We start from the raw sequence: 14,823 nt of genomic DNA on the forward strand, positions 1-14,823 counted from the left end.
AACACGGGCAAATGCCCGTTGAAGTAGACCACTTTGTCTCCTTCCGTTCGACACGCCAGATCGCGGTTGAGCTCCACAGACCCGGCAGGAAACATCGGTCATTGAACTTGCGGCATTCACTTATTCACCGCCACCACCCCCATCCTTGAAAGTCGAAAATGTCCCTCTTGGTCTCAATTCCATTCCACTCCACCCAATCTTTCCCCGCATGAGGTCAGGATGTCTGAGGCTGCTGCGGCATGATCCGAATCGTCCTGCTGTCGTCCACGGTTGGTATTTGGGTTGGCATGAGCAGTTCCGGGCAGTTTCGACCCTTTTCCGCTCATCATTATTCTCTCATTCCTTTCGGCAGAAATGGAGGGTTCCTTAACCCGAAAAAGAGCGGGACTTCACCCAGGGCCCGCCAATCCTTCTCGGACCATAAACTTTTGCCGGTTTCTGTCGATGAACGGGAGAATATCTTTCTTATGGAAATTCTGTCCATGCCCACCGGCCTCGTGCCGCTGGATCGCTCCGTGATCGAGTCGCGTGTCCGAAGTTGTGCCCGGCTTCCGTCCTTGGGCAGTGTCAACAGCGCGCTGCGCGAACTGCTCAACGCCGACCAGCGCTACACCTCCCAAATCTCCGAAGTCATCCGGCGGGATCCCAGTCTGACATCCCGCCTGCTGCGCCTGGTGAACTCGGTCTATTTCGGGAGGTCATCGCAGGTGAACAGCATTGAGGAGGCGGTGTTCTATCTAGGCGTGCGCCAGATCCGCCAACTCGCCATGGTCACGCCCGTAATCGAGGATTTCCAAAAACTCGCGGGCCATGCCGTGTTCGAATGGCGTGAGTTTTGGCAGCACTGCATCGGGGTCGCCATCATGACCCGAGAGGTGCTGAGCACCATTCAGTCGCCGGCCGACGACGCGGACTATGTCGCGGGACTGGTTCACGACGTCGGCAAGATCGTCATGGCCTCCGCTTTTCCGGCGCATTTTCATTCCATCCACGGCCAGGCTGCGGCCGCGGCTCGCGATCTGTGCGAGATCGAGACGGAAGTGCTCGGGATGAACCACTGCGAATTGGGAGCCTTGTATCTCCGAAATCACATCCTGCCCGAAGTCATGGTCGAATCGGCCGCCTTCCATCATCAACCGGAGCGGTCCACCCACTATACTTCCATCGTGGCCGCAGTGCAGATCGCGGATCTGCTGGTCCGGAACGCGCGCATCGGCAAGAGCGGCAATCGAATCGAAGTCTCCAGCGAGGACTGGATGCACGCGCCAGGATGGGATTTGCTCTTTCCGAATCCGCAGGAGGCGGAACAAGCGATCGCGCGCGCCGGACTCCAGCGGAGCTTGGAAAGGCTGCCCACAATCCTCGAAGGGCTCGTTTAGCGGCTGGACATCTGGATTCCACGTCGGCGTTGGAGTCGGTCCGGCCGAAGGGGCTCACCAGATCAAGAAAAGGATCAGGGCAAAAAAACCGCCCCGCCGGTGAGAGCGGAGCGGGTGGAGAGTCAGTTTCCTTTAGCTGCCCTTCTCGACTTTTTCACCGGCTTCCTTCCAGCCGCTGATGCCAGCCGAAAGGTGCTTGATGTTCTTGTAGCCGAGTTTCTTGGCCGCTTTGGCAGCCTGCGCGTAGGCATTGCACTTGGGTCCGCCGCAATAGGCGACCACCAAAGTGTTCTTGTCCGAGGGGAGCAACTTGGCGATCTCTTCGCCCTTGGCGTCGAAGTCGATCGCACCGGGAATGTGGCCTTTTTGCCAGGATTCGGTGCCGTTGACGTCGATGACGGCGACCTTCTTGTCAGCGATGGCCCTTTTCAGCTCAGTCACGCTGATGTCAGGAAATTCGCCGGCGTATGCGAGCACGGCGATCATGGCGGTGGCAAGGAATGTGAGGATTTTCTTCATGATTCGTAGTTGATGGATTGATCGGGCCATGGCGGCCCGGTAAGGCCGGATCCATGGACAGAGGAGATAGGACGCAACATTTGTTGGCAAAATTCAAGCCTGCTGATGCAGGTGGCCCCTCCCCAGTTCATCCAGAGGTTGTCGGTGACTGGGTTGTCCTGGTCACCCAGACAGCCCTGTCTGCTGTAGCGCAGGCTGCCCAACCTGCGGGGCGACGAAGGAAACCAGGCGCGTGGAGAGCATGAATGGGGCTCGTTCTTCACCCTCCGGGCCGAAGGGCCGTCGGCGAGTCGGCAGGCTGGGCAGCCTGCGCCACACGGCAGACCACTGCGGGATACACGGCCCCCTCCCCCCCCTGGGACGGCTCCCAAAGGCGCTCGGACTTGGATTGAAAATCTGCCGTTTTTCTCGAGTGCGAGTTTGACGGCACACCGGAGCACTATATAATACGTTTACATACTAATGAGTCCGAAAGTCCTCGAATGGACTCGCTTCGAACCTCGTCCCAAATTGATGAAACTGTTTTTCATGGTCGTGGCACTCGTCGGCCTTTTGGCCGGAGGGTATTATTTGAAACAAGCGAAGGCTCGGTCGGATTCGGACAAATCGGGCTCGGCCGCCTCCCGCCAGACCGTCGCCCCGGCCGTGACGACCAACATTCACTTTTCGGTGACTCTGGCCGGAGAAATCGGCCCGGCGGAACAAGTTTCGGTGCGTCCGGAGGTCAACGGCCGCATCTCGGAACTGCCGGTGGACATTGGGGATCGAGTGGCCAAGGGCACGTTGCTCTTCGCCTTGGATGACAAAGATCTACAAATCGAACTGGACACTCGGAAACAAGAGATCAGCAGTTCCGAATTGCAGTTGGAAAAGGCCCGGCTGCGCATGGAACAGGCGGAGCGAGATTATCAACGCGACCGCAAGTTATTCCAGGAGAAGCTGGTCAGCGAACAGGTGTACGAAACGAGCAAACAACTTTGGGATTCCGCCAAGAAAGACCATGAACTCGCCCAAAACTCCGTGCAACGGTCCCGGACCAGCCTCGAACAAACCAAAGAAAAACTGACCAAGACCCGGGTTACCGCCCCTTTCGATTGCACCGTCCTCACCCGGCCCATCTCCGCCGTCGGTCAAGCCGTCTCGGGCTCCGGAGGATTCAACAGCGGAACGGAAGTGATGACGATCGCCAACTTGGAAGACTTGGTCATCCTGGCCCATGTCAACCAGGCGGATGTCACCCGCCTGAAAGTCGGCATGGAAGTTCGTATCGCGGTCGAGGCCGTCACAGGACTCGTGGTGTCCGGCCTGGTGGAGCGTGTCTCCCCCCAAGCCACCATCGTCAACAACATCAAGGGTTTCTCCACCCGCATCCGGCTCAAAGCTCCCGACCAGCGCGTGCAGCCAGGCATGACGGCCAACATCACGATTCCCGTGGCTTCCGTGTCCAACGTGGTCGCCGTCCCGCTCGCCGCGGTGTTCACAGAATTCAATCCGGAACAGCAGCAAAACGAGCGATTCGTTTTTGTGGCTGAAGGGGACCATTTCGAAAAGCGACCCGTAAAGCTTGGCGTCTCGGACTATTTTCACGCCGAAATCAAACACGGCGTCAGCCAGGGCGATCACGTCGCGCTCGAAAAGCCCGCCTCCGACAAAATTCAATCCTCGGAGGCCGCTGGAAAAGGCTCTGTCAAACCGGTCTCCGTCGCCGGCGCTCATAAAACCTAGCCAACCCGCAAGGGCCAGCCCCTGATCACGCCCCGACAGACCCCAACGTCTTGTCCACGGCAGCCCGCCCCCCTTCCGGACAGGAATGTTCAGAGCCCATGAAAATCAGTCCGCCCCATTCTTCATCGCTTGAGCCATGGCCCTCGTCGAACTGAGAGACATCACGAAAATCTACCACCTGGGAGGCGAGGAAATTCGCGCCCTCGACGGAGTCAGTCTGGACATTCAACAAGGCGACTTCTGCTCCATCATCGGACCTTCCGGCAGCGGAAAATCGACCCTGATGCACATCCTGGGCTGCCTCGATTCGCCCACGTCCGGCACTCTCAAACTCGACGGACTCGAGATCCACAACGCGACGCCGAGGCAACTCGCCGGCATTCGAAATCAAAAAATCGGATTCGTGTTTCAGTTCTTCAATCTGCTGCCCAAGCTCAACGTCCTCCAAAACGTCGAACTGCCGATGATCTACACTGGACTGGGGGGCAAGGAGCGGCGTGAACGTGCCCTGACGGCACTTCGGGAAGTCGAACTGGACAACCGGGCCAAGCACCGCCCTTCCCAACTTTCGGGCGGTCAGCAGCAACGTGTCGCCATCGCCCGGGCGTTGGTCAACAATCCCAAGATCCTCTTTGCGGACGAACCGACGGGCAACCTCGATTCGCATACCGGGGAACTCATCCTGGACATGCTCCGCCGTTTTCACCGCGAGGGCCGCACCATCATCCTGGTTACGCATGATCCGGAAATTGCCGCCATGACTCCCAGGAAGATCGAAATCCGCGACGGAAAAATCGCGAAAAACCTCGACCGAAGACTGTCGGGACAGGACCGCGCCAGCAACTCACCACTCCTCTCGTAAGTTGAATCTGGTCAATGTCATCCTGACGGGATTCCGGGAAATCGCTTCCCACAAGTTTCGCTCTTTGCTCACCATCCTCGGCATCATCCTCGGCGTCTCCAGCTTGGTCGCGATGTCCGCCTTGGTCAAAGGCATGGAACTGGGCCTCAAGGAGGCTCTGACCGCCATGGGCGGGCTCGAGAAAATTCGCGTCGAAAGCCAGATGGATCTCCCCATTCACCAGCGCCATCTCCAAGACCGGGTCACCGGCGTGACCCTGCCGGACGTCGAAGCCTTGCGTCAAAGCGCCCCCCTCGTCCACACCATCACCCCATCCTACGAACTCTGGGGCCGGGGTTCACGGACTGTGCTGGCCTACAAGGACAAAACCGCCCGCCCGTTCTCCTTCGTGGGCACCTGGCCGGGAGCATTGGCCCTCAACGAACACATCGTGAAGCACGGCCGGATGTTCAACGAGTTGGACGAAGAGGAGGCACGGTCCGTCTGCGTCATCGGCACGGGCATACGGGACCAGCTTTTTGGGGATCCAGACGAGATCGGAACGGAAGTGATACCCATTGGCGAGATCATCACCATCAACCGCCAGCCCTTCACCATCGTGGGCATGTTTGAGCATTACGAAAGCGAACCCGCGCGAATCCAGCGGCTGGCAAGGGCGGCCGCCCGCAAGAACATGGGCGGCCCCAACCGGGGCTCCAGCCCCTGGGATCGCGCCAAGGGTGGACACTTCGCGTTTCGCCTGAAAAACAACACCGTTTACATTCCGCTGAAAACCATGCTGCTGAATTTTCAGTCCGGAACCAAAGCCGTTTCCTCGTTCAGCGCCCGCCTTTCCTCGCTGCAAATGAAAGTGAAGGACATCGACCTGCTCGAACCCGCGTTGCAACAAGTGCGCAACGTGCTCATGACCACGCACCATGGCTTGGAGGATTTCGCGTTTCGAACCGACGAAGACTGGGCCGCCGAAATCAGCCGGACCATACACGACGCGCGCATGAGCGGAGGCATCATCGCCGCCATCAGCCTCATCGTCGGCGGCATCGGCATCGCCAATATCATGCTCGCCAGCATCTCGGAGCGAGTGCGCGAAATCGGGATTCGCAAATCGATCGGAGCCACCACCCAGGATATCTTCGTGCAAATCCTGGTCGAAAGCACCGTCCTGGCCATGCTCGGCGGCGCGCTGGGACTGGCCGTTTCCGCCGGCCTCACTCATCTCGTCGGTCAATTCTCGCCCAACGAAAACACGCCGGTCATCACGTTGGCCGCCCTGCTGGCCGCGTTTGGCGCCAGTGTCGCGGTCGGCGTTCTGGCCGGCCTCTGGCCCGCCCTCAAAGCCTCCCGCCTGCACCCGATCCAAGCCCTCAAATACGACTAGCCTTCGCCGTGCCCCTGCTCAACGCCATTTTCATCGGTCTGAAGGACATCTGGGCTCACAAGTTCCGGTCCCTCCTGACGATGTTCGGCATCGTCCTGGGCGTGGCAAGCCTCGTCGCCATGGCCGCCATTGTCAAAGGCATGGAGAACGGAATGAAGGAGTCCATGGTCGCGATGGGCGGCGCTGACAAAGTCCGCATCGTGGACAGCGACGTGCCGATTCACCAGCGCCACTTGGAGGACCAATCACCGGGCAAGACCCTTCGTGATGTGCAGGCCCTTCTGCAGAACGCGCCGCTGGTGGAATTGATATCGCCCCAAATGAGCCTGGACTATCTGCGCGTCAGCCGCGGAAGCAAAAATACTTTTCCGATGGAGATGGTGGGCGTCCTTCCGGCAGCGTTGGAGATGGACCTCTTCGAGGTCGAGCATGGGCGGTATTTCGGAGACTTGGACCAGGAGTTTGCGAGCAGCGTCTGCGTCATCGGCACCGGCATTCGCGACGAACTCTTTGGATCGCCGGAGAAAACAGGCGAGCCCATCGTGCCGATCGGGGAAACCATCCACGTGGGCGGCCAGCCCTTCACCATCGTGGGCATGTTCAAACATTACGAAGGCGAGCAGACGCGAAAGATCCGCGAACTGGCCAAATTGGAGGCGAAGGGAAAGAAAAACCAAGGGGTGCAACGGAGGACGGGATGGGGCGGACGTCGCTGGGATGCGTTCGCCCGCAAGAATCACACGATTCATCTTCCGTTGAACACCGCATGGGTGAAGTTTCGCTCCGGCGGATCCCGCCGCAATCCCCTGCCCGACCCGCGGCTGGACGACATCGACATCCGCGTCGCCAACTTCGAGCGAATGTCCGAGGCTTTGCAGCAGGTCGAAAATGTGCTGATGCTCACGCACAACGGCATCAAAGATTTCGAACTCAGCACGCAGGAAGACCGGCTGGCGGACATCAACAAACGGATCAAGAACGCCAGGGTCAGCGGGGGAATCATCGCGGCGTTGAGCCTGCTCGTGGGCGGCATCGGGATCATGAACATCATGTTGGCCAGCATCAACGAGCGCATCCGGGAAATCGGCACCTGCAAAGCGCTCGGCGCCACAGGTCCCCACATTTTCGCGCAGATCTTGGTGGAAGGCGTGACGCTCTCTCTGCTGGGGGCCTTTCTGGGACTGAGCGCAACCTGGGGACTGGTCAAAATCATCGCCTGGGTCTCGCCCACCGCCAATGCCCCGGTCATCACCCTGACTCCCATGATCGTGGCCGTGGCTTTCAGCTTTCTCGTCGGGGTCGTGGCCGGATTTCTGCCCGCCATGAAAGCTGCTCGGCTGGATCCCATCCAGGCCTTGCGCTATGAGTAAGCCGGCCGCATCTCCCCAGCCCGGCCGGCCGGAATCTAAAACTTCAACGTAACCTGGCCGGCGAACATCTGTTCGCCTTGCTGCAAATCCCTATTCTGCCGCCCGTAACTGTACTGAGCCTTGACCTGCCAATGCCGGCTGAAACGATAGGCAAGCCCCGCCTCCGCCTTCCACATGTCATGATCCCAGCGCTCATCCTTTCCCGCTGGGTTGGTCACTTCCCCAAAAAACTGCTGATTCCAGCGCAAGGCCGCGGACCAACTCGCGTCGATCTTGTACTTCGCTTCAATGTAATAGGAGAGGGTGTCGGCATGGCCCACCGTGGGGACATCGAAGCGAGATCCGATGACCTCGCTCCACACCTGCCACCGATGGCGAGCATATCCAGCGTCAAAACCAAAGGTGGTCTGTTGAAAATCATCGCGGCCGGTTCCCGCAGGTAATCCAGCCTCCGCGGACTGAAGCAAATAACCGCCATGGCTTCCGGAAACCCCCAATTTCCAGGAGGCGTCCGGACGCCAGCCCAGTCGCCCGGAATAAGTGGGATCGTCCCAGCCGTTTTGGACCGGATCCCACGCGGGGGGCGCGACGAAATCGACGCATTCTTTAACTCGAACGCATAATCGAACCTTTCAACCGAGCCGCCCACAAGCGCGCCCGCGGCATAACTCGGCCCCCAGAGGACGGGCAGCCATTTTCCCTTCTCGTCGGCTTTCGATTTGCGTCCTAAAAACGCGGCGGCGCTCGGAGGCGCCACGCTATCCGTCATCGTCAGGACATTTTCGTAAGGCAGTGGCGCGTTGACAAACGGATTGTGCCAGGAGTCATGGCGAACCTCCCCGCCTGGATGAAGGACTCTCCCATCCTCCCAAGGAGTGTAGCGCAGAAAGTATTCGTCCAACCGCTCGTCTCCACGAGGTTTGGAGTTGGGATCAAACCCTCGGTCGAACCGCATCTGCACCAGGCTGTAGAGCTTGCCGCCCCATCGAGAGTCCAGGAACAGCGACATGCGGGGAGCAATGAGATACTCGCGATCACTGAACACCAAGCCCGGAGGAGTGCCGTCCACGGTGTAACCCTCGAAATCAAGCAACCCGCCCAGTTCGGCCCGCACCGCGCCGCCCGCACTCTGATAGGACAAACCCTCGTCCAATCGATCCAGCCAACTCGCCTCGGCTTCCGCCATCAACGGGACGGCCATCGCGCATCCCGCCGCCATCGAAACAGCTTATCGACCGAACCCGGTCCAGTTGCTCCCAGCACTCCAATCGGAGCATCCCAACTTCGAGTTGACCGCAACGTCAGAGCGTTTCATGGACAAGCAAGAGTTCGACAGCGTTTCAGAGGGAAATCAAGAATTAGCCGAGTAATTTGAAAGCGCAAACAGGATCCGCGAATCCCTTGAGCACCAAAGGCTCTAAGGGCTCGATCTGCGGCGGGTCGCGCAGGCGATCTCGGGTGGTGGAATCAATCACGACCTCCATTCTCCCCGCCTTGCTGCAGAGCCTGGAGGCCAGATTCACCCGCTCGCCCAGCACCGTGTAATTGAGGCGGTCGGCCGAACCCATGCACCCCGCCACGGCGAGTCCCGAGGCCACGCCAATTCCCATTTCGATCTTGTACTTCGAAGTGGTGTTCAAGCGACCCCGTTCTTCGATCATGCTCAACGCGCATCGCGCCGCCAAATCGGCGTCCTCGCCGTAACTTTTGGGGGCTCCAAAAATGGCCATGATCAGGTCCCCCACAAACTTGTCCACCACCCCGTGATGCGCGTGCACGCCCCGGGTAAGCGCGGTCATGTGCTCATTGAGCATCGCGATCACTTCCTGGGGAGGCATGCGCTCCGTCAAGGCCGTGAAACCGCGGATGTCACAAAACAACACGCTGATGTCGCGCGTTTCACCACCCAGCGTGACCCGCCCGCTCATCAATTCGGAGGCGACCTGCTTGTCCGCCACCGGGTTGAGCACGTGATGATACTTCTCCTTGAGCGCCAGACCTTCCGCCATCTCATTGAACGAGGAGGTTAGCTCACCAATCTCATCGCGGCTCTTGACCGGCAATCGAATGTCGAATCGTCCCTCTAAAATGTCCTTCGTCGCCGCCGCCAACCGATTCACAGGCACGGTCAATCCATGCGCAACAAGCAGGCTGATGGCCACACCCAGGGCCAGACCCATGGCGCCAAAAGCCGCGATGCGGGCTCCCAATTCGCGCTGCCGCGAGGCGGCCTCGGTCATGGAGACCGCGGAAAGCAAATACGCGGGCGGAAAACCCGCCGAAGCCGCCAGCCTCCGGAAAGCAAACAAATAGGGCTTGCTCCCCACCTCCATCCGCCGTTCACCGTTGGCCGGCGAATCCGCCAGCTTCGACTTGAAAAAACGGGCCACTTCAGGGTCGGTCCAAGGGCTCTGGCGCGAATCGGTCGCTCCTTCGATCCAAACCGCCACCGAGTTCTCCGTGGCGCGTCCGGCTGCGGCAATGAGAGGGAATCCCACGACGACGGAACCGAGGACCTGACCGTCATGAGGATCGCCAATCCGCGTCACCACCACCTCCTGCAAGGAGGTTCGGCCTGGGGCGCCCATCCACGTCAAATACCCCACGCCTTGTTCTTCCGCGCCCTGCATCGTCGCCCCCAACAGCCGAAGTTTTCGCTCCAGCGTCTCTCCACCCTCGACGGTTCCTTTCAATCCCGCGTTGATCCCCGACGGAGGAGGAAGGACTTCGCCTTTCGCGTTGAGCAATCGATAAAAAACCGTAGGGGTACCGTCCTCGTCGCTCGGGACGGCAGGGGCTTCACTCGAGACCAAGGACTGGAGCTCGTCCGCGGCGTTTTGGTAGAGCAACTCCAAGCCTTCGTCATCCTTCTCGTTCGCGGCGGCGGCTTCAGCCAATCGTAACAGACTGGAACGTATCCGGACGCCCCGTTCACCGGAAAGGGCGCTGGTGCGGCGTCGAACCTCCTGCAATCGGGCCTGTTGAAGCTTGCCGAAGAACTCGAATTGGGCCCGTGCTTGAGTTTCCGCCTGGCTCGCATACGCGGCCTCAACACTCTGCCGAGTCACCTGAAGGGTTCCCGCGACCACCGCCCCGACCACAGACGCGATCACGAGGGTAAGTTTGGCGCGAACCCCCAGCCTCAAGAGGCTCTCCCCCTCTCCTCGCTTGAATCCCGGTTCGCTCATTCGCCCTTCCCGGGACTAAGGCACCACCGGAAAATCGACTTTCAACCGGGAACCGGCCTCCAAGGTCACAGGATGAGACCACGTCACAGTGGGACTGATCCATACTTTGAGTGTAAACTTTCATGACGGCAGATTCTCGAGTCGGTAACGCCCATCGGGCGACGTCTTGACAAAATAAGGCGTCTTCAGCACCACGATGTTGGCCCGCATGTCCTTGTGAATCTCACAGTGCAAATCCACCACGCCGGCCTTGTCAAAGGTCACCGTCGGAGGCTTCTCGTCTTTTCGATAGCGTCCAAGGTCCAGCTTCTTGGCCCGGCTTCCCGAAAGGACGTTATGGAACTCATCATCCAAATTCGGAAAGGCGACGGTGGTTCCCTCCCGGATGGCCATCAGGTTGGGAGTGAATTGCAAATTCTTCTGCTCGAGTTTCACCAAGGTCGGCGCCGCCGGGGCTACCGGAAAATCCCCTTCCAGATACACAATCGCAGCCGGAGGATCCACCGGCGCACTCACTTTACCCCCTTGGTAACGAGCCGGCATCGAGGCGCCAGGCTTGGGCGCGGGCAGTTTAACCACGCCCTCGACCCCTGCCTCTGCCCCTTGCGCCACGCTCGAATACCAGCCCGGCAAGAGCAGGAAACCGAACGCACTGAGGAAAAGAATCCTGAAGATCGCCATAAGAGGTCGGATGTTGGGCGGACGTTAAGCAAGAATCAGGGGTGAACCAAGCCATAAAGCCCGCCCCTCTCGTGCGTTTTCCCTTGGTACGATCGGCGGCCGCTTGTTATCGTTTTCCCGTCATCCAACGCCTCCGTCAACCGTGGAACCTTGGCGGTGTCGGCACGTACCGCGACGAGCGGCAACCGGCCCCGGCGTGAGCGTCGCAACGATTCTTGAAGACATGAGCAACTCGAAACCTAGACCCAACAATTTTCCAAAGCTCCACAACGCCATGTGGCCCGGCTTGGTCGGCAAAGGCAGCCCCGGCGCCGAACCGTGCATCGACCTCGATACCATGCTTGACCTCACGGCCAAGGCCGAGGTGAACGGCGTTCGCTTCGATGGCGTGGATCTCTTCCTCTACGATCCCCACGTTTCCATCGACCTCAGCGACGACGGAATCAAACGATTGGCCGACAAAATCCAGGCCAAGGGGTTTGTCGTCGGATCCGTGGTCGCTCCGGTCTGGTTCGACGCCTCGGCCATGGGCGACGAAACGAAACGAAAGAACTGGGTCGAACACGTGCGCAAAGCCTGCCGCATCGCTCGCAAACTGAGAGAACTGGGCGCCCGCCCCCACGGCATCGTGCGCATCGACTCCGCCGCCTCGGTCCACGACTGGTCCAATGACCCTGTCGGCAACACCAAACTCATCGCCCGAACCTTCCGCGAGGGCGGCAAAGTGGCCAAAGACCACGGCGAACGACTCGCCGCCGAAGGGGAAATCTGCTGGGGCGCCATGCACAGCTGGCGAAATATCGTCCGCCTGCTGGAAATGGTCGACATGCCGAAGGTCGTCGGGTTTCAGGCGGACATGGCCCATACGCTGTTGTACACCCTGGGCTACAACGCACCGGAACACCGACTGGTGCCCGAAAAGTTCGCCTGGGAACCGGGCCAGTTCCACGGCGCGATGAAGAAACTCACCAAGGCGCTGCGTCCCTGGACCTTCGATTTCCACGTCGCGCAAAACGACGCCACCGTCAAAGGCTCGGGCACCCATGACAAGACCGGCCGCCACTGTCTCGCCACCGATCCGAACGGCAAACTCAACATCCCCCGCGACGCGGGCTACTGGATGCGGGACGACGCCGGCAAGGTCACCAAGAAATTCAAACACATCTGCTGGGACGGCTGCATGTTCCCCAACGATGTCATGACCCGCCAGCAGACTTGGAACGATATTCTGGCCTCCATGATTCAGGTGCGGGAAAACCACGGATGGGCCGCTTAAATTCACCAACCTCCGCAACGAGCAAACGCTGAAACCTGTTCTTGTTATGGCAAAGAAACCGCTTCGCATCGGACTCATCGGATACGGCTTCATGGGGCGCGCCCATTCGAACGCCTTCGCCAAGGTCAATCACTTCTTCGAACTCGGACATCAAGTCGTCCTGCAGGCCCTCTGTGCCCGCAACGCCGAAGCCGCCCGGAGCTTCGCGGATCGCTGGGGCTACGGCTCGGTGGAAACGGACTGGCGCAAGCTGATCGAACGCGACGATATCGACGTCATCGACATCGCCACGCCGAACAACACCCACGCTGAAATCGCCATCGCCGCGGCCAAGGCCGGCAAAATGATCCTGTGCGAAAAGCCGCTGGCGTTGAACGCTCCGGAAGCGGAAAAAATGACCAAGGCCGTTCAGAAAGCCGGCGTCGCCAACATGGTGTGGTACAACTACCGCCGCTGCCCCGCCGTCACGCTGGCCAAGCAATTGATCGACGAGGGCAAACTTGGAAAAATTTTCCATTATCGCGCCAAATTCCTCCAGGATTGGACGATCAGTCCTGATTTGCCGCAGGGAGGCGCCGCCTTGTGGCGGCTCGACGTCAAAGCCGCGGGCTCGGGCGTGACCGGCGATTTGCTCGCTCACTGCATCGATACCGCCATGTGGCTCAATGGCTCCATCGACAAAGTCAGCGCCATGACCGAAACGTTCATCAAGGAACGCAAACACAATCTGACCGGCAAAGTTGAAAAAGTGGGAATCGACGACGCCTGTGCCTTCCTCGCCCGGTTCAGCAACGGGTCGCTGGCCACCTTCGAATCCACACGCTACGCCCGTGGCCACAAGGCGCTCTACACCTTCGAAATCAACGGCGAACACGCCTCGATTTTCTGGGACTTGCACGACTTGCACCGCTTGCAATATTTCGATCACCGGGACCAGGGCCAAACCCGCGGCTGGCGTTCCATCCATGTCAGCGACGGGGATCACCCGTATTGCAAAAACTGGTGGGTGCCCGGTCTACAACTCGGCTACGAACACAGCTTCGTGCATCAGGTGGCCGATTTCATCCAAGGCATCGAAAGCGGGAATTTGGCGGAGCCGACCTTCAAAGCCGGCTTGGCCACCGATTACGTCACCGATGCCGTGTTGAAGTCCGGCAAAACCGGCCGTTGGGAAAAAGTCAAGAAAGTGAAGTAAGACCACTCCTGAATCGAATACGGCAAGCTCACGAACGTCAGATCCGTAGTTCGGATTGCCCGAAACTCAAGTCTTCCATTGCTATGAAGTTTATGAAATCGACTCCACTCTGTGCAGGCGCGGCCTTCGCCCTCGCCCTCTCCCTCATCCCCCTCGTTCGCGGCGCGGACGTGGATGTGAGCAAACTCCCCCCGCCCGCCACCAAGACCGGCCTGACTTTCGAAAAGGACATCAAGCCCATCTTCGAAAAGTCCTGCGTCAAGTGCCACGGCGCGGAAAAACAAAAGGCGAAATTACGCCTCGACAGCCTGGATGCCACCTTGAAGGGCAGTGAGAACGGCAAAGTCCTTGAAGCCGGTCAGAGCGCCAAGAGCAGCCTGGTTCATACCGTCGCCCGGCTCGACGAGGACAGCGCGATGCCGCCCGAGGGCAAAGCCGATCCTTTGACGAAGGAACAAGTCGGGCTGCTGCGCGCTTGGATCGATCAGGGCGCCAAATAAAGCCAAAGTCCCACTCGCACGTCGCACGCGGTTCTTTCGCGCGCCGGATGATTTCACCCGGCGCGCGTTCGCTTTCACACCCAGCCTCATCCACGGAGAGGACATTTCTGACCGAGGTGATCCCTCGGCGTCCAAGTCTCCTCTCTGCGGCTTTTGGGCGAGATGAAAACCGCGGCCGGCATTTCGAATCCGAAGGCCTCAGTCTTCGAACGGCAATCCATCCGTCCTGACCGCGAACTCTAAGAGAAGTCCCCGAGATTCGCAAACCCACCCCCCCTTCGGTCAGCAAGAACTTCCAAACTCAAATCCACAACCTTCTCGGTCACGGAATTTGACATCCACGCGACGGTTGTGTGACGCTCGGATCGAAACCTAACCGATCCGTTCCCACTCGGGTCATTCCACGCCTGTGCAGAATACGCCTCCGTTGTCACTCTGCTGGGTGGAGTCCTCTGATCGCCGAGTGGAATGGCTCCAACATCCATCCGCATCATGAAACCCACTCGCTTCAACCCACTCGCGATGATCGCGACGGGACTCTGGCTCGGCCAGGCCCTGGCTTTCGGCCAGGCAGGAGCTCCCGTCCAAGTTCCGGGATTGCTCAAGTTCGAAGCCTCAGACATCCTGACCTGGGGTGGAATCAGGATGAGCCGACCTGGCGGTAGATGAGACGGAGTTGGGTGGTCGGAAAGACGGTTTCTGTTTCAGTGAGGAGGATGCACATCTGGTGGATGGCGGCGTCCTGCAGCG

The 14,823-nt window shown here is 59.4% G+C and carries 13 protein-coding genes; 8 read left to right on the forward strand and 5 right to left on the reverse strand.

Features of this window, described 5'->3' with window-relative positions:
* Positions 1 to 239 precede the first annotated feature (239 nt).
* Positions 240 to 1,379 (forward strand): HDOD domain-containing protein, encoded by a 1,140-nt coding sequence (locus FJ404_17290; GenBank protein ID MBM3824611.1) that lies wholly within the window; start codon positions 240 to 242, stop codon positions 1,377 to 1,379.
* 132 nt (positions 1,380 to 1,511) lie between these two features.
* Here FJ404_17290 and FJ404_17295 read toward each other — a convergent pair whose 3' ends face one another.
* Positions 1,512 to 1,898, reverse strand: coding sequence for a rhodanese-like domain-containing protein (locus FJ404_17295; protein MBM3824612.1), 387 nt, complete (start codon positions 1,896 to 1,898; stop codon positions 1,512 to 1,514).
* A 462-nt stretch (positions 1,899 to 2,360) separates the two neighbouring features.
* Between FJ404_17295 and FJ404_17300 the strand changes: the two genes are divergently transcribed.
* The 4 genes from FJ404_17300 (at position 2,361) to FJ404_17315 (ending at position 7,233) form a co-directional block, all read left to right on the forward strand.
* Positions 2,361 to 3,623: an efflux RND transporter periplasmic adaptor subunit gene (locus tag FJ404_17300; GenBank protein MBM3824613.1), complete on the forward strand. Its 1,263-nt coding sequence runs from the start codon at positions 2,361 to 2,363 to the stop codon at positions 3,621 to 3,623.
* Between the two features lie 136 nt (positions 3,624 to 3,759).
* Positions 3,760 to 4,485, forward strand: coding sequence for an ABC transporter ATP-binding protein (locus FJ404_17305; protein ID MBM3824614.1), 726 nt, complete (start codon positions 3,760 to 3,762; stop codon positions 4,483 to 4,485).
* Position 4,486: 1 nt separating this feature from the next.
* The gene (locus tag FJ404_17310) at positions 4,487 to 5,863 is read left to right on the forward strand and encodes an ABC transporter permease (GenBank protein MBM3824615.1); all 1,377 of its coding nucleotides are present in this window, start codon (positions 4,487 to 4,489) and stop codon (positions 5,861 to 5,863) included.
* 8 nt (positions 5,864 to 5,871) lie between these two features.
* A complete protein-coding gene (locus tag FJ404_17315) occupies positions 5,872 to 7,233 on the forward strand; it encodes an ABC transporter permease (GenBank protein MBM3824616.1) in 1,362 nt (453 codons plus the stop codon).
* Positions 7,234 to 7,268: 35 nt separating this feature from the next.
* On the opposite strand, the gene FJ404_17320 is transcribed toward FJ404_17315, so the two are convergent.
* The 4 genes from FJ404_17320 to FJ404_17335 all read right to left on the reverse strand — a co-directional run bounded on the left by FJ404_17320 (position 7,269) and on the right by FJ404_17335 (position 11,102).
* Positions 7,269 to 7,553 (reverse strand): hypothetical protein, encoded by a 285-nt coding sequence (locus FJ404_17320; protein ID MBM3824617.1) that lies wholly within the window; start codon positions 7,551 to 7,553, stop codon positions 7,269 to 7,271.
* A complete protein-coding gene (locus tag FJ404_17325) occupies positions 7,448 to 8,452 on the reverse strand; it encodes a hypothetical protein (GenBank protein MBM3824618.1) in 1,005 nt (334 codons plus the stop codon). Before FJ404_17325 ends, FJ404_17320 begins: the two co-directional genes overlap by 106 nt.
* A gap of 139 nt (positions 8,453 to 8,591) precedes the next feature.
* Positions 8,592 to 10,421, reverse strand: coding sequence for a HAMP domain-containing protein (locus tag FJ404_17330; protein MBM3824619.1), 1,830 nt, complete (start codon positions 10,419 to 10,421; stop codon positions 8,592 to 8,594).
* Between the two features lie 120 nt (positions 10,422 to 10,541).
* A complete protein-coding gene (locus FJ404_17335) occupies positions 10,542 to 11,102 on the reverse strand; it encodes a hypothetical protein (protein ID MBM3824620.1) in 561 nt (186 codons plus the stop codon).
* Between the two features lie 223 nt (positions 11,103 to 11,325).
* Between FJ404_17335 and FJ404_17340 the strand changes: the two genes are divergently transcribed.
* The 3 genes from FJ404_17340 to FJ404_17350 all read left to right on the forward strand — a co-directional run bounded on the left by FJ404_17340 (position 11,326) and on the right by FJ404_17350 (position 14,073).
* A complete protein-coding gene (locus tag FJ404_17340) occupies positions 11,326 to 12,378 on the forward strand; it encodes a TIM barrel protein (protein MBM3824621.1) in 1,053 nt (350 codons plus the stop codon).
* A 46-nt stretch (positions 12,379 to 12,424) separates the two neighbouring features.
* Positions 12,425 to 13,573, forward strand: a complete 1,149-nt coding sequence (locus FJ404_17345) for a Gfo/Idh/MocA family oxidoreductase (protein ID MBM3824622.1) — start codon at positions 12,425 to 12,427, stop codon at positions 13,571 to 13,573.
* Between the two features lie 83 nt (positions 13,574 to 13,656).
* Entirely contained in the window at positions 13,657 to 14,073 is a 417-nt protein-coding gene (locus FJ404_17350) for a hypothetical protein (GenBank protein ID MBM3824623.1), read from the forward strand.
* Positions 14,074 to 14,823 lie beyond the last annotated feature (750 nt).

The organism is Verrucomicrobiota bacterium (assembly GCA_016871495.1).
Classification (GTDB): Bacteria; Verrucomicrobiota; Verrucomicrobiia; order Limisphaerales; family VHDF01; genus VHDF01.